We start from the raw sequence: 25677 nt of genomic DNA, 5'->3' as shown, positions 1-25677 counted from the left end.
AACGCCTGCTCGACGCGGCGGTCAGCCGAGCATGTTGATGCCACCGTCGACGATGATCGTCTGACCGGTGATGTAGCCAGCGCCTTCCGAACAGAGGAAGCCGACGACCGGGGCGAGGTCGGTCGGGTGGCCGATGCGGCGCAGGGCCGCGTTGCCGAGGCCCTTCTCCAGGACCTCGCGGGGCACGACCTTCAGCGTCGCCTCGGTGTCGATGACGCCCGGAGCGATCGCGTTCACGGTGATGCCGAACGGGCCCAGCTCGCGGGCCAGCGTCTTCGTCATCGTGATGACGGCGGCCTTCGACATCGAGTAGTGCAGCGAGCGGGGGACGGTCGCGTAGACCGACGCCGAGCTCTGGTTGACGATGCGGCCGAAGCCCTGCTCCTTCATGCGCGGGATGGCGGCTCGGCACATGTAGAACGTGCCGCTGACGTTGATGTCGATCATCCGCTGCCACATGCCGAGGTCGATCTCCTCGGCGATCGCGAAGTCGCGGTTGGCGTAGAGCGCCGCGTTGTTGACGAGGAAGTCGATCGACGTCCGCTCGGCGACGACCCCGTCGACGGCGGCGCGGCAGGCCTCCGCGTCGGAGATGTCCAGGACGAGCGTGCTGGCCGATAAGCCGGCCGCCGTCAGCTCCTTGGTCATGGTCTCGGCCGCCGGGCCGTCGATGTCGGCGACCACGACGTGGGCGCCGCGGCCGGCGAAGTGCCGCGCGTACTCCGACCCGATGCCGTGCGCGGCGCCGGTGATGACAGCCACGCGTCCCGTGAAGTCAGTCATGGCAACCTCTCTCGCTGCTGGCCAGACAGGATGCAAGGGTACCCTTGCATCGAAACCGCCCGCAAGGGATGATGCGTGCCGGGCGGAACCCTGAGCCGTGCATACGGGGAAAGAAGCAGGGTTGATGAACGCAGGGTTGATGAACAGAGAGCAGGACCTCGAGGCGTTACGCCGGATGCTGCGCATCCGCCGTTTCGAGGAGGCGGCGATGGACATCGTGCGCAAGGGCCAGGGCATCGCCGGCTCGGTGCACATCTGTATCGGCCAGGAGGCCACGGTCGTCGGCTCGTGCCTGGCGCTGCGCGACGACGACTACATGGTCGGCTACCACCGCTCCCACGGCCATCCGATCGCCAAGGGCGCGCCGCTCGGCCCGCTCATGGCCGAGCTGATGGGCAGGCGGACCGGCGTGTGCCACGGCAAGGGCGGCTCGATGCACCTCGCCGACTTCGGCGTCGGCAGCCTCGGCGAGACGGCGATCGTCGGCGCGGGCATCCCGCAGGCCGTCGGCGCCGCCTACAGCGCGCGCGTACGCGGCACCGAGCAGGTGGCGCTGGCGTTCTTCGGCGACGGCGCCGCCAACATCGGGTCGTTCCACGAGGGGCTGAACCTCGCCTCGGTCTGGGGCCTGGGCGTCGTGTTCGTCTGCGAGAACAACCTGTACGCGATGTCGACGGCGCTGGCCGACACGATGGCGAGCGACACCATCGCGGCCCGCGCGGCCGCGTACCGGATGCCGGGTGTCGTCGTCGACGGCCAGGACGTCGCCGCCGTGTTCGACGTGGTGAGCGCCGCCGTCGAGCGCGGGCGCCGCGGGGGCGGGCCGACCCTCGTCGAGGCGCGGACCTACCGCTACCGCGACCACGCCGAGTACGGAAACATGGACCTCTCGCACCGGCCGCCCGACGAGGTCGAACACTGGCGGTCGCGCGACCCTGTCGAGCTGCTCCGTGCCCGGCTGCTCGCCGGCGGCGTCGCCGAGGACCAGCTCGCGGCGCTCGCCCAGGCCGCCGCCGACGAGGTGCGCGCCGCGGTCGCCTTCGCGAAGAGAAGCCCCCAGCCGGCGCCGGCGGAACTGTTCGAGGATCTCTGGGCGACGCCGCTCGACGCCGGGCCGGCCGTGCCCGCCGTGCCGGCGGAGGCCTCGCGATGAGGACGATGAGCTACCGCGAGGCATTGCGTGAGGCGATGCTCGAGGAGATGCGGCGCGACCCGACCGTCGTCGTGTTCTGCGAGGACGGCCGGTTCTGGACGATGCCGACGAACGGGTTCGTCGACGAGTTCGGCCCGGACCGGGTCCCGGTCATGCCGATCTCCGAGGAGGGCTTCACCGGTGCCGCGATCGGCGCCGCGATGACGGGCCTGCGCCCGATCGTCGACTACACGATCGCCAACCTAATGTACGTCGCGTGGGACCAGATCGTGAACCACGCGGCGAAGAACCGGTACCTGTTCGGTGGCCAGGCGAGCGTGCCGATCGTCTTCCGCGCCGCGATGAAGTACGCGAACGCGACCGCGGCCCAGCATTCCGACCGGCCCTACCCGCAGCTCATGAACGTCCCCGGGCTGAAGATCGTCGTCCCGACGACGCCGGCGGACGCGCTCGGGCTGCTGAAGTCGGCCATCCGCGACGACGACCCGGTCGTCTTCTTCGAGCCGCTGCGGCTGTGGGGCGTGAAGGGCGAGGTACCGGACGGGGACCATCTCGTCCCGCTCGGGAAGGCGGCCGTCGCCCGCGAGGGGCGGGACGTCACCGTCGTCGCGATCGGCGACGCCGTGCCCGCCGCGCTGAAGGCCGCGGCCGAGCTCGCGAGCCACGGCGTCGAGCTGGAGGTGATCGACCCGCGCACACTGGTGCCGCTGGACAAGGGGGCGATCCTCGCGTCGGTCGAGAAGACCGGCCGGCTCGTCGTCGCCGACCCGGCGCACAAGACCTGCGGGGCGGCGGCCGAGATCGCGGCGATCGTCGCCGAGGAGGGTTTCTCCTCGCTGCGTGCTCCCATCGCGCGGGTCGTCGCCCCGGACGTCCACCCGCCGTTCAGCCCCGCCCTCGAACGGCTCATGTACCCGACGCCGGAGCGGATCGCCGCCGCCGCGACCGCGCTGCTCGGCTCGCCGAAGGAGCTCGCCGTCCCGTGACCACCGAAAAGCCCGTGACCACCGATCAGCCCGTGACCACCGAGGTGAACCTGCCCCAGTTCGGGATGGGGATGACCGAGGGCACCGTCCTGGCGTGGTTCAAGAACGAGGGCGACCCGGTCGAGGAGGACGAGGAGATCGCCGAGATCGAGGCCGAGAAGACCACCGTCGTCGTGGTCGCCCCGGCGACCGGTGTGCTGTCCCGGATCCTCGTCCAACCCGAGGAGACCGTTCCCGTCTTCACCCCGCTCGCGCTGATCGAAGGTGATGGACCGTGACTGTTCTGGAGGAGTCAGGGCCGACGGCCGAGCCCGGCCGCGGGCGGGTCGCCGGCAAGGTGGCCGTCGTGACCGGCGCGGGCCAGGTGCCGGGGCCCGGCGTCGGCACCGGCAAGGCGACCGCGCTGCTGCTCGCCCGGCACGGCGCGGCCGTCGTGCTCGTCGACAACGCTCCCGACCGCGCCGAGGTGACCCGCAAGGAGATCGAGCAGGCCGGCGGTCGCGCCGTCGTCGTCGCCGGCGACGTCACGGTCGCCGCCGACGGCGAGCGCTTCACCCAGGCCGCGCTCGACGCGTTCGGCCGGCTCGACATCCTGGTGAACAACGTCGGCGTCTCCCGTCCCGGCAGCATCCTGGACACGGCCGAGGACGCCTGGGACGACCTGTTGCGGATCAATCTGAAGTCCGTCTACCAGGTGTCCCGGTTCGCCATCCCGGCGATGGCCGCGAGCGGCGGCGGGTCGATCGTCAACATCTCCTCGATCGGCGCGCTGCGCGCGATCGGGTTCGCCGCCTACTCGGCGGCGAAGGGCGGGATGATCTCGCTGTCCCAGGAGATGGCCGCGGCGCACGGGCCGCTCGGCATCCGGGTGAACGTCGTCGTTCCCGGCTCGGTGCGGACGCCGCGCACCCAGGGCGCCGCCGAGAAGCTCGGCCAGGATCTCACCGAGATCCAGAAGACCGCCGCCTCCGTCCTGCCGCTCGGCGCGGTCACCCATGGCACCGGCTGGGACGTCGCGTACGCGGCGCTGTTCTTCGCCAGCGACGAGTCGAGCTGGATCTCCGGCCAGGTGCTCGCCACCGACGGCGGTGCGAGCGTCACCCTGCCCGCCGTCGCGCTCGCCGGCCTGCGCGCCGGGAGCGGGCGATGACCCCCGAGGAGCTGTTCGCCGAGTGGACGGCGGCCTGGGTCACCCGTGACCCGGTGGAGCGGCTGCGCCGCTTCGAGGCCTGCTGCGCCGACGAGGTGGAGTTCGTCCCGCCGGACGAACGGCCGGTCGTGCGCGGGCGCCGCGCCCTCGCCGACCACGTCACCGACTACACCGCCGCCTGGCCCGACGGCGTGACCGCGACGCTGGCCACGCCCCCCGAGAGCCACCACGACTGGAGCCGGGCGTACGTCCGCTGGGCGTTCCCCACGGCCGTCGCCGTCGGCCTCGACATCATCCGCGTCGAGAACGGACGGATCGCCACCATGCTCGTCTTCGCCGAGGGGGCCCGGTCATGACCGGACAGTCGACCAGTGCCCGGCGCGTCCGGGAGGACCTCGGCCACGTGGTCATCGACGCCGACGCGCACCACGTCGAGATCAGTGTCGCGTTCGCCGACTTCGTGCGCGACAACGGCGGCGGCCAGCTGCTCGACGACCCGGCGGTGAAGGCCCTGGGCCTCGCAGACGGGTCCGGCGAGCGGGTGCCGTCGCTCGCCGAGCGCCGCCGGCTGCACCTGTCGGCCCGCCCGGTGTGGTGGACGCCGAGCGACACCCTGGACTACGCGACCGTCGCCATGCCGTCGCTGTACCACGAGCGGCTCGGCGAGGCCGGGATCGACTTCGCGGTCATCTACCCGTCGCGCGGCATGGTGCTGCTGTCGCTGGAGAACCCCGACACCCGGGTGGGGCTCGCCAGGCTCTACAACGCCTACGTCGCGCAGGCCTACGCGCCCTACCGCGACCGGCTCGCCCCGGTCGCGGTCATCCCGGCGCACACCCCGGACGAGGGGATCGCGGCACTGGAGCACGCGGTGTCGCTCGGGCTGCGGGCGGCGCTGATGCCGTCGTTCGTCTGGCGGCCGATCCCGGCGTTCGCCGACGCGCCACCCGAGTACCGGTCGAGGCTGCAGCGGATCGACAACTTCGGGCTCGACAGCGACCACGACTACGACCCGTTCTGGGCCAAGGCGGTCGAGCTCGGCGTCCCGCTGTCGTGCCATTCGAACGGCTTCAGGTTCACCGGCCACTTCTCGCCGTCGAACTACTCCTACGCCGCCGGGCATTTCGCGGCGGTGGGGGAGGCGACCGCCAAGTCGCTGTTCCTCGGCGGGGTCATGACGAGGTTTCCCGACCTGCGGGTCGCGCTGCTGGAGGGCGGCGTGGCGGGCGGCGTGCGGGTCTACGGCGACCTGGTGTCGCGGTTCGAGAAACGCGGGAAGGCGGGGCTGGGCCGGCTCGACCCGGCCCGGCTCGACCCGGCGGAGCTGGCCCGGCTGGCGACGAGGCACGCCCCGGAGCTCGCCCACTACCGGCCTGAGCAGCTCGTGCCCGGTGTGTCGGCCGTGGACGGCCAGGTCGACGACTTCGCCGCCAGCGGAGTCAGCTCGGCCGAGGAGATCCGGGACGCGTTCGTCCGCGGCTTCTACTGGGGATGCGAGGGCGACGACCCGCTGGTGGGCCTCGCCTACGACAGCCGAGTCAACCCGCTCGGTGCCCAACTGCGGGCGATGATGGGCTCCGACCTCGGGCACTGGGACGTCCCGTCGTTCACCCACCCGCTCCTCGAGGCCTACGAGCTGGTCGAGGACGGCATTCTCACGCCCGCGCAGTTCGAGGAGTTCACCTGCGTGAACGCGGTGCGGTTCTACGGCGGCACGTCGCCGGAGTTCTTCGCGGGCACCGCCGTCGCGGCGGATGCCGAACGCATCCAGGCGGCAAACCGGGCCGCCGGCGAGCCAGGAGCGAGGGAACTGGAGCGGACCGCATGAACGCACACATGCAGCGCGAGTTAGGCCGGCGGACCCTGGACCTCATCGACCGTAGGACGACCGACCTGGCCGAGCACACCATGGAGGAGCCGCTGGACGGCTACCGGTCGCCCGAGCAGTTCGAGCTGGAGCGCCGGATCGTCTTCAACCGCTACCCGATGTTCGTCGGCCTCACCCGCGACCTGCCCGAGCCCGGCTCGTGGCTGACGTTCGACGCGACCAGCACGCCGATGCTGCTCACCCGCGACGCGTCCGGCCGGGTGCGGGCCTTCCTCAACATGTGCCAGCACCGGGGCGTGCGGGTCGTGGAACCGGGGTGCGGTACCGGTGCCCGCCGGTTCACCTGCCCGTTCCACGCGTGGGTCTACGACCTGGAGGGCCGGCTCGTCGGCCTGCCGGGCGCCGAGGGATTCTCCGACATGCGCCGCGAGGACCGCGGGCTGATCGAGCTGCCAGCCGAGGAACGCCACGGCATGATCTTCGCGTCGGCCAACCCCGACGCGCCGTTCACGGTGGACGAGTACCTCGCCGGCCTCGGGGAGCAGTTCGCGTCGTTCGGCTTCGAGACCTGGCACCCGATCGCCGCGACCCATCCGCACCCGGTGGCGACGAACTGGAAGGTCGTCTGGGGCACCCACTGCGAGACCTACCACTTCGCCCACCTGCACCGCGAGACCGCCCGCCCGCTGGTCTACAGCAACACCTCGATCGCGGACTTCTACGGCGAGCACGCCCTGATGACCTCGACGATGCGCACCGTCGACAGGCTGCGCGAGACGCCGGAGGAGGACTGGCGGCCGGTCGACGACGGCCAGATCAACCTCAACTACCGGCTCTTCCCGAACCTGAGCTTCTCGGTGGTCGGCGACCGGCTGGAGATCTTCACGATCTACCCGGGGCAGGGTCTGCACGAGACGGTGGCGCTGCACTACGCCTACCGCCGCGAGCTGCCCGCCTCACCCCAGGAGGCCAAGGAGCTGGAGGAGGCGGTCCGCTGGGCGTGCCAGACGGTCGTCGACAAGGAGGACTACGAGATGGCGACGCGGGCCGGCCTCGGGCTGCGCTCGCCGTTCGTGCCGAAGACGCTGGTGTTCGGCCGCAACGAGCCGGTGATGCAGCACATGGCGCGCACCCTGCGCCAGGTCCTGGGCTCGGCCGTGGCGCAGCCGGCATGAACGGGACCGAACCGCTGGCCAAACCGCTCGCCGGGCGGGTCGCCCTGGTGACGGGCGCGGCTCAGGCGGCTGGCCGCGGGTATGCCCGCGCCCTCGCGGCCGCGGGCGCGCAGGTCGTCGTCGCCGACCAGTTCCTCGACGCGGGCGCGGAGACGCTCGACCTCATCGAGAAGGACGGCGGGACCGCCCGGTTCTGCCATCTCGACGTCACGGACGAGGCCAGCGCGCAGGGAGCGGTCGCGTTCGCCACGGCGGAGTTCGGCCGGCTCGACGTGCTGGTGAACAACCCGAACCGCTACCGGGACACGACGTACACCCCCCTCGCGCAGATGACGACCGAGCACTGGGACACGACGATGGCGGTGATGGTGCGCGGGACGTTCCTCCTCTGCAAGGCCGCGGTCCCAGAGCTCGCCAGGTCACCGTGCGCGGCGATCGTCAACCACACCTCGTCGGCCGCCTACGGCGTGCGCAACTGGCTCGACTACGGGACGGCCCGCGGCGCGGTCATCGCGATGACGAAGTCGCTGGCCAAGGAGCTGGCCCCGCTGGGAATCCGGGTCAACGCGCTGTCGGTCGGCTCGATGGCGGCCGAGGCGATCGCGCTCGGCGTGCTGGAACGCGAGGAGCAGATGACGGGCACCCCGGAGTTCCGCATGCAGCTCATCGGGCGGGTCGCCACCGAGGACGACGTCGCCGGCCCGGTCGTGTTCCTTGCCAGTGACGCCTCCCGCTACATGACCGGCCAGACCATCTCCTACGACGGCGGCAAGTTCTTCCTCGGTTAGGACGGAACCGCGATGGAGCGCCTGACTCCCCAGCAGGTGATGGAGACGCTCGCGGCGTCCTGGCGACCCGACGCGATGAGCGACCCGGCGACGGCCGAGCGCTGGGTGACGTTGTTCGCGGACCACATCGTGCTGGTGGAACCGGCGTCGCTGCCGCACGGCGGCGTCCACCGGGGGCTCGACGCGTTCCGCGCCGTCCAGGCCGGCATGCGCGAGCACTGGGAGCAGCGCATCGAGGGCACCGAGTACTGGCGGTGCGCGGAGGATCTTTACGCGCTGCGGATCGTCATCCGGTGGACGGCTCGGGCCACCGGCCGGTCGATCGTCCTGCCGATGATCGACCTGATTCGGATCCGCGGCGGCCAGATCGTCGAGATCGAGGCCTTCGTCCACGACACGAAGGCCCTGCTAGACACGCTGGGATAGCGACCCACCGCGTCGCGTGCCTCCCGGCTGAGTCCCCGCCTGCTGGGCGAATGCTAAACGAGCGCTCACTTATTGCTATTCTTCTCGCGGAATGGCCGAGGACCCGTCGGTGTCCAGGCCACTGACGTTCGTGAGGTGGAAGATGGACGTGACGGCGACGCCGCCAGGCCCGGCCGAGGCCGCGATCGACGACGAGTGGGTCGAGCACCACTTCGACCACCAGTCGGCCGCATTGGCCCAGGACTTCCATCCGACGCTGGCGCGTGCCCGCTCGCGCTGCCCGGTCGCGCACAGCGACCAGCATGGCGGCTTCTGGGTCGCCACCGGCTACGAGCAGGTGCTCGGCATCGCCCAGGACTGGGAGACGTTCAGCTCCGCCGACGGCATCACGATCGCGGCGACGGAAAAGCACACGATCCTTCCGGTCACGATCGACCCGCCGCTGCAGCGCGAGTTCCGCCGCGTCATCAACCCCTCCTTCCGGCCCGTCGTCGTCGCCGAGTGGGAGAAGCAGACTCGCGACCTGGTGAACCGGCTCATCGACGGCTTCATCGAGCGCGGCGAGTGTGACTTCATGGCCGACTTCGCCCGGCCACTGCCGGGGCTGGCCTTCTTCGAGTTCGCCCTGCACGCGCCGTCGGAGGACCTCGCCCAGGTCAACGAATGGGCGATCACGACCGCGCAGCCCGTCCCCGAGGCGCGCGAGTGCATCTTCAAGCTCGCCGGCTGGATCGCCGAGCGCATCGCCGAGCGGCGCGAGACGGGACCGCGCGGCGACGTGATCGACGCGGTGATCGCCGCCGAGATCGAGGGCCGGCCGATCACCGACGCGGAGGCAATCGGCACCATCCACCTGCTCATTCTCGGCGGTCTCGACACGACGGCCGGCGCCCTCGGCATGTCGATGCTGCGGTTCTGCGAGCACCCCGAGATTCCGGAGCTGCTGCGCGCCCGGCCGGAGCTGATCCCGAACGCGGTGGAGGAGCTGCTGCGCCTCGACAGCTCGTTCATCTCGGTCGCGCGCACCGCCCGCCGCGACACCGAGGTGAACGGCCAGCAGATCAAGGCGGGCGAGCAGATCCTGCTGTACTGGGCCGCGGCCAACCACGACGAGAACGAGTTCGAGAACCCGGAGACGTTCGACGCGGAGCGCCCCCGCAACCGGCACATCGCCTTCGGCGCCGGCCCGCACCGCTGCGCCGGCTCGAACCTCGCCCGGATGAACCTGCGCATCGCCGTCGAGGAGCTCGTCAACCGCCTGCACGACATTCGGCTGGCACCCGGCGCCGAGGTCGGGTTCCACTCGACCTACAACCGCGCCCCGCTCACCGTCCCGATCACCTTCACCCCGGGGGTTCGGCTGTCACCAGCGGAAGCCGAGTAGGCGGCTCGGCCCGGGCCCGGCCCGGGCCGGTCCGGGCCCGTCGGTCCGCCGCCGGCGTGGTTCAGCCGACGAGGCGAGCGTCGGCGGCGCGGGCGCTCGCCACGTCGGTGAGGGACGACACGGTGCGCCACAGCCGGTCGATCTGGTCGGGCTCGGGGGAGCGCTGCCGGCGGGCGGCGCCGGCGACGATGACCGCCAGCTTCACGGTCGCCAGGACCTCGTAGTACGGCAGATGCCGCAACGTCGCCTCGACGGTCGGGGTGCTCTCGTCCTCGGAGTCCGACGGCGCGGCGTCGGCCGCGGCCGACGTGTCCGCGAGAGCGGCCGACGTGAGGGCATAACGCTCCACCAGGTCGGTGGCGGACGGCATCGCGGGGTTGGCGTCCGCGAGGTGGCCACCGCGGCCGGCCCACAGGACCCGGCCCGCGTCACCCCAGTAGCTGAGCAGTGCGCCCAGATCGGCGAGTGCGTCGCCGAGAGCGGCCAGCTCCCAGTCGAGCACGGCCAGTACTCGGCTGGGTTCGCCGGCCGCGTACATGACGTTCGCCAGGTTGTAGTCGCCGTGGACAAGCCGACGGGGTGCCGCCGGCGGGCGGCCGCGTTCCAGGATGTCGAACAGCGTGTCCAGCCCCGGTAGCGGCCGCGCGGGGTCCTGGGAGAGCCCCCATTGGCGCCGCCACCGCCGCAGCGTCCGGTCGAGGAACGACTCCGGCCGGGCCAGCTCGCGTAGCCGGTTCCGCTCCGGACGCACCGCATGCACCGAGGCCAGCGTGTCGGCGAGCGACAGGCCGACCCGGCGGGCCGTCTCGGCCGGCAGCGCGGCCAGCTCGGCCGCGCTCGCGTGGATGACGCCATCGAGGTGGCCCATCAGGTAGAAGGGCGCGCCGATCACCTCGGGATCCGAGCAGGCGGCCACCATCCGCGCCACCGGAACCCCGGTCGGCGCGAGCGCCTCCTGGATGCGGTACTCCCGCACGACGTCGTGCGCCGTCGGCAGCGCGCCGCTGACCGGTGGCCGCCGCAGCACCAGGTCGAGTCCCGCGCCGCGCACCCGGAACGTCAGGTTGGAGGCGCCCCCGGCCAGCTGGACAACCTCCAGGTCGCCGCCGTCGGCGTCGGCCGGAAGGAGCCGTTGCGCCCGCAGCCACCCGGCCAGCCTGCTCACCGGCACCGCCTGCTCGACCAACCCCTCGCTCACCGTGGAACTCCCGCCGTGAGCGCGGATGCCGACACGAATTCCCAGTCCATGGCCACTCCTGTCGCGGGGAGAGCCCACCGGCGGCCGCGCGGCGGGGCGGGCCCAGACGCACGCGGCAGGCTACGGCACCCGGCCGCGCCGACGCACCTGATCAGTTGCCCGTGGAGGTGGGCAGGACAAGACTCCCCTTGCGTCGGCTGAGGCGAAGGCACTGCTGCCCCGTCGGGTGACCTGGCGGTGGCGACTGCGGCCGGGAGGTGGGTACGAGGTGAGTGAGGCGACCGAGGAACGTGCCGGGCACTCGAACGACGGGGTGCCAGGGGACGGGGCACGGATGTTCTTCTACGACTCGAACACGTTGCCGTATCGGAGCAACCAGGAACTCTCCGAATGGTTACCGGAGGACCAGCGGGAGGTCTTTCTCGACGCCGTCGGGCGCGACATGCTTTCGACGACGATCCTGCTGTCGCCGACCATGACGGTCGTCCGGTCGAGGGTCGGTCCTGGCGCTCAGGTCAAGCCGCACCGGCACGGCACGCACCAGCTCACCTACGTGCTGTCCGGTGAACTCCGTTACGGAAGGCGGATCACCCGGGCGGGCCAGGGTGTTTTCACGCCGAACCAGAAGTACACCTGGGTCGCCGGCCCGGAAGGCGCCGAATGGATCGAGATCCACGACGGCACCCCCAAGCCCTACGACCTGGACTGAGCCTTATTCGCCTTGTTCGTGGCCTCGTTCGTGGCCTTGTTCGCGCAGGCGGGCGGCGTAGTCGTCGCGGCCGGCGGAGTCGATGAGTTCCAGGCGGAAGCCGTCGGCGCGGACCAGGTAGGCGAAGAGGGCGGGGCGGCCGTTCTCGTCCGGCTTCGTCATCTCCAGGCGCCAGCCGTCGCTCGTGAGCCGGGTGATGTCGGCCGCCAGGTCGTCGGTCCAGTAGGCGAAATGGTGCAGGCGCGGGCCGGCGGTCTCCCAGATGGTGCCCGGTTCTCCCGCGATGAGGTCGAGGTGAATGGGGCCCTGCCGGGAGACGCAGGACGTCGGCCGCGGCTGCGGGACGCCGTCGACGGTGTGGAACAGGCCCGCGCCGGCCGTGGGCGTAGTCCAGGTGATGCCCAGCGCCCGGGTGAGATCCCGCATCGAGGCGCCGAGGTCGTCGGTGGTGATGCCGATGTGGAAGGGCACCGCGTCCATGACCGCTCCCGGTAGAGACCCGCGCCAGCCACGGCGCGCCGTCGGCCCCGGGCGGGCCGCCGCCGGCTGCCGTCACAGGGGCGTTGACCGCGCCGAAACGTCGACGCTACTTTTCCTCCCGTTGCATGCAAGACTACCCTTGCATCGCTGTTTGGGAGGCCTGGATGGCGCCGTACCCGACCTCGACGTTCGACCACCTGTCCCCGGCGGTCGCCGGCCCGGCGTACTGGGACGCGGTCCGGGAGCTCGCCGGCCTCGGCCCGCTGACCTGGGTCGAGAGCGGTCGCGGCTACTGGGCAGCGACCTCGTGTGACCTCGTGCTGCGCATCGCGCAGGACTGGGAGACGTTCACCTCGACCGAGGGCGTGTCGATCACCCGCCCGGGGTTCGACCTGATGCCGCGGCTGGTTCCCATCGAGCTGGACCCGCCGCGCCAGCGCGCCTACCGCCGCCAGGTCAACCCGCACCTCACGGTGACGTCACTCGCTCACCTCGAAGACCCGATCAGGGGCGTCGCCGACGAGCTGATCGACACGTTCGTCGACGCGGGAAGATGCGATCTCGCGGTCGACTTCGCCCGCAAGCTGCCGGGCACCGTCCTCTTCCGGCTGCTGTTCCAGGCGACGGACGAGGACTTTCACGCCGTCGAGCCCGCCGCGCGCGCCATCAGCTTCGAGTCGGACCCGCGGAAGACGGCCGCCGGCGCGGCGACGTTGCGGGCCTGGGCCGCCGGCGTCTTCGAGAGCCGGAACGGCCAGGCGAAGCGTGACGACGTGGTGAGCGCCGTCCAGTGCCTGAACGACTCGGGCGAGACGTTCGTCGACCACGAGTTTCTGTCCGGCCTTCAGCTGCTCATTCAGGGTGGCATCGGCACGTCGGCCAGCGCCATCGGCGCGACCATGCGGATCCTCGCCGAGAATCCGTCCCTGCAGGCGGCCGTCCGCGCCGACCTCTCGCTGGTGCCGGCGCTGGTCGAGGAATGCCTGCGGCTGGAGACACCGCTCCCGCTGATGTTCCGCACGGCGACCCAGGACGTCGAGATCCTCGGCCGACCCATCAGGAAGGGCGACAAGGTCGGCCTGTTCTTCGGCGCGGCGAACCGTGATCCCGCGGTCTTCGAGCGACCCGACGAGGTGGTTCTCCACCGGCCGCGCAACCGGCACCTCACCTTCGGCGCCGGGCCGCACCGCTGCGTTGGCTCGAACCTCGCCCGGTTACAGGTCCGGGTGGCGATCCGCCGGCTGTTGGAAAGGCTCGGCCCCTTTCACGTCCCCGCCGGCGCCGAGATCACCTATTTCAGCCTTCAGGCCCGGGGACCGGCGTCCATCCCGCTCGTCTTCGAGCCCACGTGACGCGCGACGCCGTGCCGCGCGACGCCGTGCCGCGCGACGCCGTGACGAGTAACGCCGTGACGCGCAACGCCGTGACGCGCGACCCTTTGTCCGCCCAGGGCGCGCGTATCGCCGGTGCCCGCGTCGCGGCTGCGTAGTCTGGCGCCGTGAGCGCGAGCCAGGGGGCCACCGATCAGGGGACCTCGCGCCAGCAGGCCACGAACCGGGCCATCCGGCCGCCGGGATCGCGGCGGACGACGCGTGACCGGATCCTCGAGGCGGCGATGGACGTCTTCGCCGAGGCCGGGTTCACCGGCGCCACCATCAGCGAGGTGGAGCGGCGCGTCGGCCTGGCGGTGGGCACGGGCAGCCTCTACCGGCATTTCCCGTCCAAGGAAGCGCTGCTGACGGCCGCCGTGGAGCGAGAGGTCACCCGTCTGCGCGCCGAGATGGCCGAGAGGCGCGCGGCGATTCCCCCGTCGGTGGACCCGGTGGAGCACCGCCTGCACGTCTACGAACAGCTGCTCGCGGACATCCGCCGTTTCGACCGGCTCTTCCGGCTCATGCTCAACGAGGGCGACCGCGTCCCCGAGCTGCGCGCGGCGATCTGGACCGCGCTGCAACGGCCGGTTCTCACCGAACCGCGGGACGAGGACGTGGTCGACGCGATCGCGGTCAGCGCGCTGGGCGGCTATCACCTGTTCTCGACGATGCAGGGCCACCCGTTCAACGGCGTCGGCCAGGAGCAGTTCCTGCGCACCCTCGTCGACCTCACCCGGCAGCGGGCAGAGGAAACTGCCGTACCCGCCGCCGAGCAGGGCGACTAGCCCGCGTCAGGTCAGCCCAAAGGGCGCGCGACGATGGCGGAGCCTCGCGCGCCCGGAGGGTGCACGGTCAGGTCAGCCCAAAGGGCGCGCGACGATGGCGGAGCCTCGCGCGCCCGGAGGGTGCACGGTCAGGTCAGCCCAAAGGGCGCGCGACGATGGCGGAGCCTCGCGCGCCCGGAGGGTGCACGGTCAGGTCAGCCCAAAGGGCGCGCGACGATGGCGGAGCCTCGCGCGCCCGGAGGTGCACGGTCAGGTCAGCGTGATGGCGCGCTCGGGGCAGTTGTCGGCGGCCTCGCGGGCCTTGGCCTCGAACTGCGGCGCGACGTCCGGGATCGGGACGAAGCCGTGGCCCTCCTCGTCGAGCGAGAAGACCTCCGGGCAGATGTCCCAACAACGGGCGTGCCCCTGGCACAGGAGCGGGTCGACCTCGGCCTTCATCAGGAGGCCCTCCTTCGCTTCGTCGCGTTGTTCGCTCGTGACGTTCCCCGCCGGCCCGACCGGGACGCAGGGTCAGAACGTAGCGGAAACGGCCCACGGGCCGTCCGGGAAGGGCCGGCCGAGCAGGTCCATGCTGTAGACGATCCGGCCGGTGACGGCGCCCGCCGGGGTGGCGACCAGCGCGAGCGCGGCCTGGGCCATGGCCTCGTCGGGCTCCACCGGCGCGTTGTCGGGGGTGTGCGGAGCGACGACGGCGACGCCGGGCGTCAGCACCAGGCCGGCGGTACCGAGCGCGTTCACGCTGACGCCGGTGCCTTCCAGCTCGGCGGCGAGCCCGGTGCTGAGCCGGTCCAGCGCGCTCTTGCACATGCCGTAGGGGACGCAGCCGTCACGCGCCCAGTCCGGGTACGGCGGGCCGAGCGGGTGGCGGGCCTGCTTGGAGGTGATGTTCACGATCCAGCCCTGCCCGCGGTCGACCATTCCGGGGACCACGAGCTGGCAGAGCCGGAACGGCGTGTGCACCATCATCCGGAACATCAGCTCGTAGCGGCGCGGCGTGATGTCTAGCGCCGGCCCGTAGAAGTTGACGCCCGCGTTGTTCACCAGGATGTCGGCCGGGCCGAGCGCCTCCTCGGCGCGCGCCACGACCGTCTCGACGTCCGCCGGCGAGGTGAGGTCGGCCTGGATGGCCGCCGCCCGGCCGCCGTCGGCCCCGATCTTCTCGGCCAGCTCGGTGATCGAGCCGGGCAGTGCGGAGGTGCCGGGGTCGAGGGTGCGCGCGACGAGCGCGACCGCCGCTCCCTCGGCCGCGAAGCGCTCGGCGATGTGCGCGCCGATGCCGCGGCTGGCACCCGTGATGATGGCGACCCGCCCAGCCAACGAACCCACGTGGACCTCGCGATCGACTCGGCGGGCCGGCACGACCCGGCCAGGAGCTCACCGGCAGGGCCGGCGGGCCTCATGATAACAGAGCGCTCACATACTTACCGGGCTGGCGCACGGCCGCGCCCGCCGCGTGCGACCACCGTCATCGCTCTCGTAAAGATGGCTCCGGGCGGACGCGACCCGCGCTCGGGCCGCGCTGGCGGGCGTGCTTCGGGTTGTGGAGTGAGCGGTTACTGAGCTAGTGTCCAGCCACCGGCCGAGCGCGCCTGGCGTGCTGCCCGGCGGCAGCCGGCGGCGCGGCCCCGCGTCACCGGCAGCGCACGTCACCCGGCGTCGCATGTCAACGGCGGGGCACGTCAACGGCGGGACACCCGGGCAGGGCACCGCGGCGCGCCGCGCCGCCAGCACGGACAGGAGATGGGCCTCGATGAGGGTCGCCGTCGCGTACGAGCCTGGCAAGCCGCTCGTCCTCGAGGACCTGCCGGTCCCCGCGGTCGGCCCGCGCGACGTGCTCGTGCGCATCGCCGCCAGCGGCATCTGCCATACCGACCTCAACGTCATCGAGGGCCACTCGGCGTTGCGGCTGCCGATCGTCCCCGGCCACGAGGCCACCGGGACCGTCGAGGAGGTCGGCGCCGAGGTCCGCCGGGTCCGGCCGGGCGACCGCGTGCTCGCCTCCGTCTCCCCGGCCTGCGGCTCCTGCTGGTGGTGCCAGAACGGCATGACCAACCACTGCGAACGCGGCCCGCTCGTCCAGGCCGCGGTCCGGTTCGACCTCGCCGACGGCCGCACCGCGCGCGCGGTCTGCGGCTGCGGCTCGTTCGCCGAGGCGATGGTCGTCGACGAGGCGAGCGTCGTCGCGGTCGAGACGGACCTGCCGGACGAGCAGCTCGCCCTGCTCGGCTGCGGCGTGACCACCGGCGTCGGCGCCGCGCTGAACACCGCCCAGGTCGCCCCGGGGTCGACCGTCGCGGTGATCGGCTGTGGCGGCGTCGGGCAGTCCGTCATCCAGGGCGCCCGGATCGCCGGCGCGGCCGTGATCATCGGGATCGACCTGGCGGCGTCGCGACGTGACGCCGCGCTGCGCGCCGGCGCGACGCACACCGTCGACCCGACCGCCGCCGACCCGGTAGATCAGGTCAAGGCGCTCACGGGTGGGCGCGGCGCGGACTACAGTTTTGAGGTCGTTGGTTTCCCCAAGCTGATGGAGCAGGCGTTCGCGCTGGCCCGGATGGAGGGGACGGTGACGCTCGTCGGCATGCCCGCGATGGACGCGACGATCACCCTGCCCGCGATCGGGGCGGTGTTCTCCGGCAAGAAGCTGGTCGGCTCACCCGTCGGCGGCTCGCAGATCCTGCGCGACTTCCCGCGCTTCATCCGGCTCGCCGAGAGCGGCCGGCTCGATCTCGGGCAGATGGTCTCCCAGCGGATCAAGCTGGCGGAGATCAACGAGGGCATCCGGCTGACGGCTGGCGCCGAGGGCACGCGCACCGTCATCGTCTGAATGGCCAAAGGAGATGCGAAAACGATCTTCCTTCGCACCTCCGGCGGCTCCTGTCCTCGGAAGCACCCATGGGGGCGCGCCCCATGGCCCGCGAGCGGCCGGTGGCTGGCGGCTGGCGGCGGCCCGGACGGCACACCGGCCTGGCAGGCGGCCTGACAAGGAGGAGCGCATGACCGCGCGGACACTGATCAGGAACGCATCCGTGCTCGCCTGCACGGGCGACGCGAACGAACGGCCGTTCGACGGCGACATCCTCATCGAGGGCAACCGCGTCGAGCTGGTGACGCCCGGCCGCCTGGACCTGGACGCGGTGTCGGCCAGGGTCGTCGACGTGCGCGGGGCCACCGTCCTGCCCGGGCTCGGCGACGCGCACACCCACATCAGCTGGCCGCTCGACTTCGTCTTCGACCACGCCGGCGTCGCCGCCTCGCCGCCGGCGGAGCACACCCTGGACGTCGCCGCCGTCGTGCGCACCTTCCTGGAGAGCGGCTACACGCTCATCGTCAGCGCGAGCGTCCTGCAGCCACAGGACGACGTGGTCGCGCGGGACGCGATCGAGCGCGGCCTGATCCCCGGCCCGCGGATCGTGCCGGGCAACCTGCTGGTGACCTCCCCGGGGGCGATCAGCGACGGCACGCCGATGTCGGTGGTCGCGGCCGACGCCCGCGAGCTGCGCGAGATCGTCGCCCGGCAGTGCGACGCCGGTGCGCGGGCGATCAAGCTGTTCATCTCCGGCGACGGCATCGTGCCCGAGTTCCCGTCCGACGACGTCTACATGAACGACGAGATGCTCGAGGCCGCCGTCGACGAGGCGGCGAAGCACGGCGCCTTCATCACGGTGCACGCCCGCGGGTCCGCGAGCGTCGCCATGGCCGCGCGCACCGGCGTGCGGCTCATCCACCACGCCTGCTTCCTCGACGACGAGGCGGTGCGCGCCCTGGAGGCCCGCCGCGACGACGTCTGGGTCTGCCCGGGACTGCACTACCTGTACGCGGTGGTCAACGGCCACGCCGAGCCGTGGGGCCTGCTGCCGGAGAAGGTCGAGCGGTCCGGCTACCGCGACGAGCTGAAGGCCCAGATCGAGGGGTTACAGCGGCTGCGGGAGTCCGGGATCAGGATCGTCGCCGGTGGCGACTTCGGCCACCAGTGGACGAGGCACGGCACCTACGCCGCGGAGCTCGAGCGCTACGTCGACCAGGTCGGCATGACGCCCGCCGAGGCCGTCCACACCGCCACCCGGGTCATGGGCCCGCTCGTCGGCCTGGACACCGGCCAGATCCGCGAGGGATACCTGGCCGACCTGCTCGTCGTCGACGGCGACCCCACCGAGGACATCTCGGTCCTGCGCGACCCGGACCGCCGCCGGCTGGTCTTCAAGGACGGCGAGGTCGCCTACGTGAACCCCTTGGTGTACCTGTGAGCGGGGCCATCACCACGCAGGCCGGCGGCCCCGGCGCCGCCGGGCCCGGCCAGGCGGCACCGGCGCCGGTCGCCGCCGAGCCCGCGCTGCTGTCCGGCGTCGAGGCGCTCGCCCGGCTGCTGGTCGTGCGCGCCGAGCTGGACGCGCGCGCCGGCCTCACGACGGCGACCATGGTCTCCGGCTACCCCGGCTCGCCGCTCGGCACCTTCGACCTCACCATCGAGCGGTCCGCCGCCCTGCTCGCCGAGCACCGGGTGCGCCACCGCCCCGGCCTCAACGAGGAGCTCGCGGCCGCCACCGTCTGGGGCAGCCAGATGGGCGCCGGCCGGTCGCTGCTGGCCCCCCGCAGGGACGTGGCGGGCCCAGGGGAACCCCCCGCGGCCAGCGTCCCCGGCGATCTCGCCGCTGACGCCGCCGACGGGGGCACCGCAGCCGGGGGCGCCCTCGGCGGGGACGACGGCGCGATCGACGGCGTCGTGGGCGCCTGGTACGGCAAGACGCCAGGACTGGACCGCTGCGGCGACGTCCTCAAGCACGCCGGCGCGATGGGCACCGGCCCGAACGGCGGCGTCGTGATGTTCTGCGGCGACGACCCGTCGGCCAAGTCGTCCACCCTCGCCTGCGACAGCCAGTACACCTTCGAGGACGCCTGCGTCCCGGTGCTCGTCCCCGGCGACCAGCAGGACATCCTCGACCTCGGCGTGCACGCGTTCCGGATGTCGCGGTACAGCGGTGCCTGGACCGGCCTGAAGATCGTCACCTCCGTCGCGGACGGCATCGGCACCGTCGACGCGGGCGTGGACCGGCACACCCCGAGCGACCCGACCGGCCACGCGGTCGACGGCCAGCCGTGGCGGCACATCCCGTCGACGGCGGTCGGCCCGCACGCCGCGCCGGGCCAGGAGGAGCAGGTCATCGACCTGCGGCTGCGCGCCGCGGAGGCCTACGCCCGGCACAACCGGCTCGACCGCGTCGTCGGCGCCCCGGCCGGCGCCCGCCTCGGCGTCGTCTGCGCGGGCAAGACCTACTTCGACGTCGCCCAGGCGTTGACGGACCTCGGCGTCGGCGCGGACCGGCTCGCCGACGTCGGCATCCGGATGCTCCGGCTCGCCGTCACCTACCCGCTGGGGCGCGAGACCGTCCTCGAGTTCGCCCGCTCGGTCGACGAGATCGTCGTCATCGAGGAGAAGCGGCCGTTCGTCGAGACCCAGCTGCGCGCGATCCTGCACGAGGCCGGGCTCACGACCCGGGTCGCCGGCAAGCGCGCGACCTCCCAGATCGGCTCCGCCGATCCGGCAGGGACCCCGCGTGACGGCCGCCCGCTCGTCCCCATGGCCGGCGAACTGGACGCGTCCAAGGTCGCCGCCGTCCTGAAGAGGGTGCTGCCCGACCTCGCCGCCGCCAGGGTGGCCGCGGCGACGGCGAACGGCGCCTCGAACGGCGCCTCGAACGGCGCGCCGAACGGTTCGCCGAACCGGCGGCTGCTCCCGGTCGTCACGGCCTCGGCGCCGCGGCCCGTCATCACCCTGCCGCTCGTCGACCTGCCTGCCCGCCCGCCGGGCTTCTGCAGCGGCTGCCCGCACAACCGCTCGACGGTCTTCCCCGAGGGCGCGCTGGTCGGTGGCGGGGTCGGCTGCCACGGGATCATGTACTTCGAGGCCCGCCACCTGGGGATGAAGAGCCTCCCGCCGACGCCGATGGGCGCCGAGGGCGTGCCGTGGCTGGGGCTGTCGCCGTTCGTCGACGAGCCGCACCTCATCCAGAACCTCGGCGACGGGACGCTGTCGCACTCGGGCATCCTCGCGATCCGGGCGAGCGTCGCCGGCGGCGTCAACGTCACCTTCAAGATCCTCTACAACACTGCGGTCGCGATGACCGGCGGCCAGGACGTCGTCGGGCTCATGGACGTCCCGGCGATGACCAGGGCGCTGGAGGCCGAGGGCGTCAGCCGGGTCGTCGTCTGCGCCGAGGACCCGAAGCACTACGGCCGCCGCGCCCGGTTCGCCCCCGGCGTCCGGGTGCTCGGGCGCGACCACCTGGAGGAGGTCCAGGAGGAGCTGCGGTCCGTCCCCGGCGTGACGGTGGTCATCTACGACCAGCGCTGCGCCGCCGAGTCGCGCCGGCTGCGCAAGCGTGGCCTGCTGCCCGAGCCGCCGCGGCGTGTCGTCATCAACGAGGCGGTGTGCGAGGGCTGCGGCGACTGCTCGGTCAAGAGCAACTGTCTGTCCGTGCTGCCGCACCACACCGAGTTCGGCGAGAAGCGCCGCGTCGACGACCTGTCGTGCAACCGCGACTACACCTGCCTCGAGGGCGACTGCCCGTCGTTCGTCACGATCACGCCCCGCGAGCCGGGCCTGTTCGCCAGGCTGCGGCCCGGCCGGTCGGGGACCGGGTCGGCCGGCAAGAAGGCCGCCGAGCACGTCCGCCCCCACCTGCCGGCCGGCGGCCTCCCGGAGCCGGACGTCCAGCCCATCACGGAGAGCTTCGGCGTCTACTTCACCGGCGTCGGCGGCACCGGCGTCGTCACCGCCAACCGGGTGATCGCGTCGGCGGCGCAGGCCGCGGGGCTCGCGGTCGGCGGCCTCGACCAGACCGGCCTGTCGCAGAAGGCCGGCGCCGTCGTCTCCCACCTGCGGCTCTCGCCGAAGCGGGCCGGGGGCCTCGACGCGGCGGCGGGCGCGTCCACCGTGGGCGAAGGCGGGGCCGACCTGTACCTGTCCGGCGACATCCTGCAGGCCGCCGCGGCCAAGCACCTCGCGACGGTCCAGCCCGGCCGGACGGTCGCCGTCGTCGACGTGACCGTCACCCCCACGGCGGCGATGCTGCAGCGCGACATCGCCGCGCCCGATGAGGCGGTCATGCGTGCGGCGATCGCCGAGCGGGTCGGCGACGGCCGTGCCCTGTTCCTCGACAGCAAGCGGATCGCCGAGCAGGTGTTCGCCAACCAGCTGCTGGGCAACATCGTGCTGCTCGGCGCGGCCTACCAGCTCGGCGGGCTGCCGCTGCCGCTGGCCGACCTCGAGAAGGCGATGGGCCGCACCGGCAAGGCGGCGGCCGACAACCGGGAGGCCTTTGCCTGGGGCCGGTGGGTCGCACACGACCTCGCCGCCGTCGAGGCGGCGCTCGCAGCCACCGCCGGTACCGACGCCGGTGCCGGTGCCGGTGCCGGTGCCGTCGTCGCGACCGCGACCGCGAAGCCGAGCATCTTCGACCCGTCGCCCGGCGCGGTCGCGACCGCCGGCCGGCTCGTCGCCGAGGGCGACCTGCCGGCCGAGCTGCCCGACGACCTGCGCGCCCTGCTCGTCCGCCGCGCCGCCCAGGCCATCGACTACCAGGACGCCGCGCGGGCGACCCGCTTCCTCGGCCTGGTGGCCACCGCTGCCGGGCGAGACGCCGCCGACCACGGATGGGCGCTCACCCGGGCGGTGGCCGAGAGCTGGTTCAAGCTGCTGACCTACAAGGACGAGTACGAGGTCGCCCGCCTGCACCTGCTCGCCGACCATGCCCAGACCGCCGCCGACCTCGGCATCGACGGCCCGTACAAGGTGACCTACCACCTGCACCCGCCGTCGCTGCGGCGCATGGGGCTCAAGCACAAACTGCCCGCCGCGCGGCCGTGGGCGGTCATGTTCCACGGGCTGCGAACGATGCGCCGGCTGCGCGGCACCCCGTTCGACATCTTCGGCCTCGACCGGGACCGTCGCCTCGAGAGGGCGGTCATCAAGGAGTACGAGGCGCTGGTCACCGGGAACCTGACCGCGGGGCGGCCCTACGCGGATCTGGTCACTCTCGCCGAGTCCGCGCAGATGATCAAGGGCTACGAGTCGATCAAGGCGGCGGCCGTCGATCGCTGGCGCGCCCAGGTCGCCCAGCTCGCGCCGGCCGAGCCGGCCGAGCCGGCCGAGCAGGTCACCGTCGGCGGGAATGCATGATCAAGCTGTTCCGGTTCGCGCGCAGGGACCCGGCGCTGACCGCGCGGGTCTTCGAGACGGCCTGGTGGCGCGAGGCCACCCGGGCCGCCGAGGCGCCGCCGGAGGTCCGGCCGGTCCGGGTCGTCGTCGGCACCGTGCTACCGGGACTCAGCACTCCGGCCGGCGGCGGGCCCGGCGAGCCCGGCGAGGACGCGCCACGCCCTCGCTACGACGTCATGAGCGTGCTGTGGTTTCCCGACATCGCGGCCCTCGGCCGGTTCGAGTCCTCGCGCGCGACCCCGGACGTCACCGGCGACGGAGGCCGCGGCGCGGCGGGCGCCGCACCGGAACCTGCCACGCTGGTGACCCTTGTCGCCGAGGAGCGGGTCGCCCGCGGCGCCGACTGGTTCGAGCGGCACCTCGCCGCCGGCGGCGGAGCCTTCAAGCACCTGGCGCTGGCCCGGCGGACGGCCGGGCTCACCCGGGCCGAGTTCTCCGAGCGTTGGGCGGCCCACGGCGCCCAGGTCCGGGTCGTCGGCACCGCGACGACCACCGCCATCCCTGAGAGCGTGCGCGGCGACGCCTACGTGCAGAACCACCCGCTGGCCGCCGCCGACGACCCGGCCTACGACGCCGTCAACGAGGTCTACTTCGACGAGCTGGCCGGTCTGCGCGCGAGGGCGCGCTGGTTCCAGGAGAACCCGCTGGACGGCTCCGGAACAGACCTGTTCGGTCCGACGACGTTTCTCGCCGTCCGTGAGGACGTCCTGCTCGCCGGCGTGCCGGCGGGCGCCTCCTGACCTGACCCACGGGCGGCCGCCATCCGGGCCGACCGAGAACCATCGTCGCCGACCGGCGACACCAGCGCACAGGCCCCATCCATCGAGGAACCAGCGACCGGCGGACCAGGCGCACCGTCGGAATGAGACAGACGGAGGCGTTGATGACCCAGGACACGGCGGCGGCGTTAGAGGTGCGTGGGCTGACCGCGGGTTACGGGGCGCTCGCGGTGATCCACGACGTCACGTTCACGGTCGGCAAGGGCGAGATCGTCGGTCTGCTCGGCCGTAACGGCGCCGGGAAGACGACGACGCTGATGGCGATCGCCGGCTTCCTCGGAAAGTACACCGGCGAGGTGCTCGTCGAGGGCGTCCCGCTGACCGGTCCGTCCTACCGGCGCAGCCGCGGCCAGATCGGGATCATGGTCGAGGGTCGCAGCGTGTTCGGCACGCTGACGGTCCGCCAGAACCTGCAGATGGCGGGCGTCGACGTGGACGAGGCGGTCGAGCTCTTCCCCGAGCTGCGCCCGAAGCTGCCGCTGCGGGCCGGGGTGCTTTCCGGCGGTGAGCAGCAGATGCTGGCGCTCGCGCGCACCGTCGGGCGCCGCCCGTCCGTCCTGCTCATCGACGAGCTGTCGTTCGGCCTCGCGCCCGCCGTCAGCGAGCGCATCCTGGAACGGCTGCGCTCGGTGGCGACGGCGCTGTCCGCCGGCGTCGTCCTCGTCGAGCAGCACATCCACTTCGCCGCGAGTTTCGTCGACCGGGCTCTGATCATGAACGAGGGCCTGGCGCGCGCCGAGATCCCGGCCGCCGAGCTGATGGCCCGCGAGTCCGAGATCGAGCGCCTCTACCTCGGTGGCGTCGACGAGGCCGCCTGACGGCCATTACGCCGGTCCTGCTCACAGATCGTGTCCAGGCGTGTGCGGCTGAGCGGGCCCCTGGGGCGCCAAGCCCCCCAGGGTGGGGTGAAACCATCACCCCACCCCGGCCGGTCTCTCCAGTCCACCCAGCGGGAGTCTCGGACCGTGGCAGATGGCCTGGTCTATGGACACGCAGATCCGACACACTTCGATGCCGCGGTGCGGGAGCGTGTCGGACTAGCGCGCCTATGGGCGCGGTGATCCGACACGGTTGATGCGTTGGCGGGTCAGGACGCGGGCTGCCGGTCGGGGATGCGCAGGAGGCCGGCGGTGTTGGAGCGCAGGACCTTGCGGGTGATGAGCGGGTCCTGGCCGGCGAGGCTCGCCACGTAGTCGAGCGGCTCGCGCAGGCCCTCGGGGTGCGGGTAGTCGGAGCCGAAGAGCACCTGGTCCGGGCCGAGGACGCCGATCAGGTCGTCGACGTCGTCCTCTGGGAACGGGACGACCCACAGGTGCGAGGTGAGCGCCTCGCTGGGCCTCGCGGGCAGCGCGCCGCCGATCGTCGGGCCGCGCCGGCCGAGCGCCGCCGCCTTGTCGACGGTCTTGAGCAGCGGCTTCAGCCAGCTGCTGCCGTTCTCGATCGACAGGATCCTGATGTCGGGGTGCCGGCCGAACAGGTTGTGCAGCGTGAGCGCGGTGAGCGTGTCGACGATCGGCCGTTCGGTGTTGCACAGCGCCCACTGCAGCGGCGACTGCAGGTGCGACGGGTTGCCCGGGTCCTCCGACCAGTGGACCCCGTAGAGCTCGGCGTAGCCGCAGTTGGAGGTGTGGAACACGACCGGCACCCCCGCCTCGGCGCACGTCGCCCAGAACGGGTCGTTGACAGGGTGGGCCGGCGACCGGCCGCCGACCGGCCCGGGGCGCAGGTGGACGAGGCGGGCTCCGGCGTCGAGGACGCGGCGCAGTTCCACCATCGCGTGGTCGATGTCGAGCAGGGACAGCAGGGGTACGGCGAAGATGCGTTCCCGGGTCGCGTAGCCCCAGTCGTCCTCGAGCCAGCGGTTGAAGGCTCGCAGGCTGGCGTAGGTGAGCTCCACGTCGTGGGCCAGGTCCTGCTCGACGGCGACGCCCAGGGTCGGCAGCAGGATGGTCGCCTGCACGCCCTGCGAGTCCATCAGCGTTAGCCGGTCGGCCGGCGTGGTGAACGCCGGGTAGTCCTTGGCGTTGATGACGTCGCGGTGGCTGAAGCCGTCGGAGACCCCGCCAACGAACAGGCCCTGCAGCGCGCCGGGGGCCGACGCGTAGTCGCCCGGCATCACGCTCATGAAGGTGCGCCGGTCACCGACGAAGACCCGGCCGAGGCCGTCCTCACCGCGCCTCACCCGGATGGTGGCGTCGCGGTACCTGGCCTCGATGTGGCGCGAGAAGCAGTCGTCGGGCTCGTAGTAGTGCCCGTCCGCGTCGATCAGAGCGTAGTCCACGGCGCCCACCGCCTCCGCAGCTATAGTAAGTGAGTGTTCATTTACTATAGCTGCGGCGACTGCGGGTCAAGCCTCCCGGTGGCCTGGTGGAACGGATCACATTCACCAGCGGGCGGATCGATCGCCCGATGGGTGCCGCTCGTCCGGTTGCGCGGTTTCGTCCGGCAACTTATTGTGAGTG

At 72.4% G+C, this 25677-nt stretch carries 24 protein-coding genes; 18 read left to right on the top strand and 6 right to left on the bottom strand.

Annotated features, from left to right (window positions below; genetic code table 11):
- Positions 1–21: 21 nt before the first annotated feature.
- Positions 22–783, bottom strand: coding sequence for an SDR family NAD(P)-dependent oxidoreductase (locus FRCN3DRAFT_RS0231505; RefSeq protein ID WP_007508238.1), 762 nt, complete (start codon positions 781–783; stop codon positions 22–24).
- Positions 784–907: 124 nt separating this feature from the next.
- Here FRCN3DRAFT_RS0231505 and FRCN3DRAFT_RS0231500 point away from each other — a divergent pair, with 124 nt between their 5' ends.
- From FRCN3DRAFT_RS0231500 to FRCN3DRAFT_RS0231455, 10 genes are all read left to right on the top strand, one after another.
- Positions 908–1936, top strand: a complete 1029-nt coding sequence (locus tag FRCN3DRAFT_RS0231500) for a thiamine pyrophosphate-dependent dehydrogenase E1 component subunit alpha (RefSeq protein ID WP_007508236.1) — start codon at positions 908–910, stop codon at positions 1934–1936.
- Entirely contained in the window at positions 1933–2922 is a 990-nt protein-coding gene (locus tag FRCN3DRAFT_RS0231495) for an alpha-ketoacid dehydrogenase subunit beta (RefSeq protein WP_007508234.1), read from the top strand. The genes FRCN3DRAFT_RS0231500 and FRCN3DRAFT_RS0231495 overlap by 4 nt, the downstream gene beginning before the upstream one ends.
- Positions 2919–3200 (top strand): lipoyl domain-containing protein, encoded by a 282-nt coding sequence (locus FRCN3DRAFT_RS0231490; RefSeq protein WP_007508232.1) that lies wholly within the window; start codon positions 2919–2921, stop codon positions 3198–3200. The genes FRCN3DRAFT_RS0231495 and FRCN3DRAFT_RS0231490 overlap by 4 nt, the downstream gene beginning before the upstream one ends.
- A complete protein-coding gene (locus tag FRCN3DRAFT_RS0231485) occupies positions 3197–4072 on the top strand; it encodes an SDR family NAD(P)-dependent oxidoreductase (protein WP_007508231.1) in 876 nt (291 codons plus the stop codon). Before FRCN3DRAFT_RS0231490 ends, FRCN3DRAFT_RS0231485 begins: the two co-directional genes overlap by 4 nt.
- Positions 4069–4428 (top strand): nuclear transport factor 2 family protein, encoded by a 360-nt coding sequence (locus FRCN3DRAFT_RS0231480; protein ID WP_007508229.1) that lies wholly within the window; start codon positions 4069–4071, stop codon positions 4426–4428. The genes FRCN3DRAFT_RS0231485 and FRCN3DRAFT_RS0231480 overlap by 4 nt, the downstream gene beginning before the upstream one ends.
- Positions 4425–5900 (top strand): amidohydrolase family protein, encoded by a 1476-nt coding sequence (locus tag FRCN3DRAFT_RS0231475; protein ID WP_007508227.1) that lies wholly within the window; start codon positions 4425–4427, stop codon positions 5898–5900. Before FRCN3DRAFT_RS0231480 ends, FRCN3DRAFT_RS0231475 begins: the two co-directional genes overlap by 4 nt.
- A complete protein-coding gene (locus tag FRCN3DRAFT_RS0231470) occupies positions 5897–7075 on the top strand; it encodes an aromatic ring-hydroxylating oxygenase subunit alpha (protein ID WP_007508225.1) in 1179 nt (392 codons plus the stop codon). The genes FRCN3DRAFT_RS0231475 and FRCN3DRAFT_RS0231470 overlap by 4 nt, the downstream gene beginning before the upstream one ends.
- Positions 7072–7863 carry an SDR family NAD(P)-dependent oxidoreductase gene (locus FRCN3DRAFT_RS0231465; protein ID WP_007508224.1) on the top strand — a complete coding sequence of 264 codons (792 nt, stop codon included), beginning with the start codon at positions 7072–7074 and terminating at the stop codon, positions 7861–7863. Before FRCN3DRAFT_RS0231470 ends, FRCN3DRAFT_RS0231465 begins: the two co-directional genes overlap by 4 nt.
- A gap of 12 nt (positions 7864–7875) precedes the next feature.
- Entirely contained in the window at positions 7876–8289 is a 414-nt protein-coding gene (locus FRCN3DRAFT_RS0231460; RefSeq protein ID WP_007508222.1) for a nuclear transport factor 2 family protein, read from the top strand.
- A 142-nt stretch (positions 8290–8431) separates the two neighbouring features.
- Entirely contained in the window at positions 8432–9673 is a 1242-nt protein-coding gene (locus tag FRCN3DRAFT_RS0231455) for a cytochrome P450 (RefSeq protein ID WP_007508220.1), read from the top strand.
- A 61-nt stretch (positions 9674–9734) separates the two neighbouring features.
- Here the strand turns inward: FRCN3DRAFT_RS0231455 and FRCN3DRAFT_RS47145 are convergent, their stop codons facing one another.
- Complete coding sequence (locus FRCN3DRAFT_RS47145; RefSeq protein ID WP_007508218.1) at positions 9735–10871, bottom strand: phosphotransferase family protein; 1137 nt, start codon at positions 10869–10871, stop codon at positions 9735–9737.
- A gap of 268 nt (positions 10872–11139) precedes the next feature.
- Between FRCN3DRAFT_RS47145 and FRCN3DRAFT_RS0231445 the strand changes: the two genes are divergently transcribed.
- Positions 11140–11580, top strand: coding sequence for a cupin domain-containing protein (locus FRCN3DRAFT_RS0231445; protein ID WP_007508216.1), 441 nt, complete (start codon positions 11140–11142; stop codon positions 11578–11580).
- A 3-nt stretch (positions 11581–11583) separates the two neighbouring features.
- On the opposite strand, the gene FRCN3DRAFT_RS0231440 is transcribed toward FRCN3DRAFT_RS0231445, so the two are convergent.
- Positions 11584–12060, bottom strand: coding sequence for a VOC family protein (locus FRCN3DRAFT_RS0231440; protein ID WP_007508215.1), 477 nt, complete (start codon positions 12058–12060; stop codon positions 11584–11586).
- Between the two features lie 164 nt (positions 12061–12224).
- Between FRCN3DRAFT_RS0231440 and FRCN3DRAFT_RS0231435 the strand changes: the two genes are divergently transcribed.
- Positions 12225–13412 (top strand): cytochrome P450, encoded by a 1188-nt coding sequence (locus FRCN3DRAFT_RS0231435; RefSeq protein WP_007508213.1) that lies wholly within the window; start codon positions 12225–12227, stop codon positions 13410–13412.
- 146 nt (positions 13413–13558) lie between these two features.
- Positions 13559–14218: a TetR/AcrR family transcriptional regulator gene (locus FRCN3DRAFT_RS50015; protein ID WP_232794208.1), complete on the top strand. Its 660-nt coding sequence runs from the start codon at positions 13559–13561 to the stop codon at positions 14216–14218.
- Positions 14219–14467: 249 nt separating this feature from the next.
- Here the strand turns inward: FRCN3DRAFT_RS50015 and FRCN3DRAFT_RS0231425 are convergent, their stop codons facing one another.
- Together FRCN3DRAFT_RS0231425 and FRCN3DRAFT_RS0231420 are read right to left on the bottom strand one after the other, a co-directional pair.
- Positions 14468–14656, bottom strand: a complete 189-nt coding sequence (locus FRCN3DRAFT_RS0231425) for a ferredoxin (RefSeq protein ID WP_007508209.1) — start codon at positions 14654–14656, stop codon at positions 14468–14470.
- 72 nt (positions 14657–14728) lie between these two features.
- Entirely contained in the window at positions 14729–15544 is an 816-nt protein-coding gene (locus FRCN3DRAFT_RS0231420; RefSeq protein ID WP_007508207.1) for an SDR family NAD(P)-dependent oxidoreductase, read from the bottom strand.
- Between the two features lie 424 nt (positions 15545–15968).
- Here FRCN3DRAFT_RS0231420 and FRCN3DRAFT_RS0231415 point away from each other — a divergent pair, with 424 nt between their 5' ends.
- The 5 genes from FRCN3DRAFT_RS0231415 to FRCN3DRAFT_RS0231395 all read left to right on the top strand — a co-directional run bounded on the left by FRCN3DRAFT_RS0231415 (position 15969) and on the right by FRCN3DRAFT_RS0231395 (position 24033).
- Entirely contained in the window at positions 15969–17045 is a 1077-nt protein-coding gene (locus FRCN3DRAFT_RS0231415) for a Zn-dependent alcohol dehydrogenase (protein ID WP_007508205.1), read from the top strand.
- 169 nt (positions 17046–17214) lie between these two features.
- Positions 17215–18465 carry a metal-dependent hydrolase family protein gene (locus FRCN3DRAFT_RS0231410; protein WP_007508203.1) on the top strand — a complete coding sequence of 417 codons (1251 nt, stop codon included), beginning with the start codon at positions 17215–17217 and terminating at the stop codon, positions 18463–18465.
- Positions 18462–22397 carry an indolepyruvate ferredoxin oxidoreductase family protein gene (locus FRCN3DRAFT_RS0231405; RefSeq protein WP_007508201.1) on the top strand — a complete coding sequence of 1312 codons (3936 nt, stop codon included), beginning with the start codon at positions 18462–18464 and terminating at the stop codon, positions 22395–22397. Before FRCN3DRAFT_RS0231410 ends, FRCN3DRAFT_RS0231405 begins: the two co-directional genes overlap by 4 nt.
- Positions 22394–23176, top strand: a complete 783-nt coding sequence (locus FRCN3DRAFT_RS0231400) for an EthD domain-containing protein (protein WP_007508199.1) — start codon at positions 22394–22396, stop codon at positions 23174–23176. The genes FRCN3DRAFT_RS0231405 and FRCN3DRAFT_RS0231400 overlap by 4 nt, the downstream gene beginning before the upstream one ends.
- Before the next feature lie 143 nt (positions 23177–23319).
- Entirely contained in the window at positions 23320–24033 is a 714-nt protein-coding gene (locus FRCN3DRAFT_RS0231395) for an ABC transporter ATP-binding protein (protein WP_007508197.1), read from the top strand.
- Positions 24034–24302: 269 nt separating this feature from the next.
- Here the strand turns inward: FRCN3DRAFT_RS0231395 and FRCN3DRAFT_RS0231390 are convergent, their stop codons facing one another.
- Complete coding sequence (locus tag FRCN3DRAFT_RS0231390) at positions 24303–25496, bottom strand: amidohydrolase family protein (RefSeq protein ID WP_007508195.1); 1194 nt, start codon at positions 25494–25496, stop codon at positions 24303–24305.
- Positions 25497–25677 lie beyond the last annotated feature (181 nt).

Source organism: Pseudofrankia saprophytica (assembly GCF_000235425.2).
In the GTDB taxonomy this organism is placed as follows: domain Bacteria; phylum Actinomycetota; class Actinomycetes; order Frankiales; family Frankiaceae; genus Pseudofrankia; species Pseudofrankia saprophytica.
The sequence above is the reverse complement of the archived record's forward strand: the minus strand, read 5'-3'. Positions and strand labels throughout refer to the sequence as shown.

Coding starts and splice junctions, on each gene's coding strand:
- FRCN3DRAFT_RS0231475 (WP_007508227.1), top strand. CDS start 4,425: ATGACCGGACAGTCGACCAGTGCCCGGCGCGTCCGGGAGGACCTCGGC.
- FRCN3DRAFT_RS0231500 (WP_007508236.1), top strand. CDS start 908: ATGAACGCAGGGTTGATGAACAGAGAGCAGGACCTCGAGGCGTTACGC.
- FRCN3DRAFT_RS0231460 (WP_007508222.1), top strand. CDS start 7,876: ATGGAGCGCCTGACTCCCCAGCAGGTGATGGAGACGCTCGCGGCGTCC.
- FRCN3DRAFT_RS0231395 (WP_007508197.1), top strand. CDS start 23,320: ATGACCCAGGACACGGCGGCGGCGTTAGAGGTGCGTGGGCTGACCGCG.
- FRCN3DRAFT_RS0231480 (WP_007508229.1), top strand. CDS start 4,069: ATGACCCCCGAGGAGCTGTTCGCCGAGTGGACGGCGGCCTGGGTCACC.
- FRCN3DRAFT_RS0231465 (WP_007508224.1), top strand. CDS start 7,072: ATGAACGGGACCGAACCGCTGGCCAAACCGCTCGCCGGGCGGGTCGCC.
- FRCN3DRAFT_RS0231435 (WP_007508213.1), top strand. CDS start 12,225: ATGGCGCCGTACCCGACCTCGACGTTCGACCACCTGTCCCCGGCGGTC.
- FRCN3DRAFT_RS0231505 (WP_007508238.1), bottom strand. CDS start 783: ATGACTGACTTCACGGGACGCGTGGCTGTCATCACCGGCGCCGCGCAC.
- FRCN3DRAFT_RS0231495 (WP_007508234.1), top strand. CDS start 1,933: ATGAGGACGATGAGCTACCGCGAGGCATTGCGTGAGGCGATGCTCGAG.
- FRCN3DRAFT_RS0231415 (WP_007508205.1), top strand. CDS start 15,969: ATGAGGGTCGCCGTCGCGTACGAGCCTGGCAAGCCGCTCGTCCTCGAG.
- FRCN3DRAFT_RS0231400 (WP_007508199.1), top strand. CDS start 22,394: ATGATCAAGCTGTTCCGGTTCGCGCGCAGGGACCCGGCGCTGACCGCG.
- FRCN3DRAFT_RS0231410 (WP_007508203.1), top strand. CDS start 17,215: ATGACCGCGCGGACACTGATCAGGAACGCATCCGTGCTCGCCTGCACG.
- FRCN3DRAFT_RS0231455 (WP_007508220.1), top strand. CDS start 8,432: ATGGACGTGACGGCGACGCCGCCAGGCCCGGCCGAGGCCGCGATCGAC.
- FRCN3DRAFT_RS0231470 (WP_007508225.1), top strand. CDS start 5,897: ATGAACGCACACATGCAGCGCGAGTTAGGCCGGCGGACCCTGGACCTC.
- FRCN3DRAFT_RS0231425 (WP_007508209.1), bottom strand. CDS start 14,656: ATGAAGGCCGAGGTCGACCCGCTCCTGTGCCAGGGGCACGCCCGTTGT.
- FRCN3DRAFT_RS0231440 (WP_007508215.1), bottom strand. CDS start 12,060: ATGGACGCGGTGCCCTTCCACATCGGCATCACCACCGACGACCTCGGC.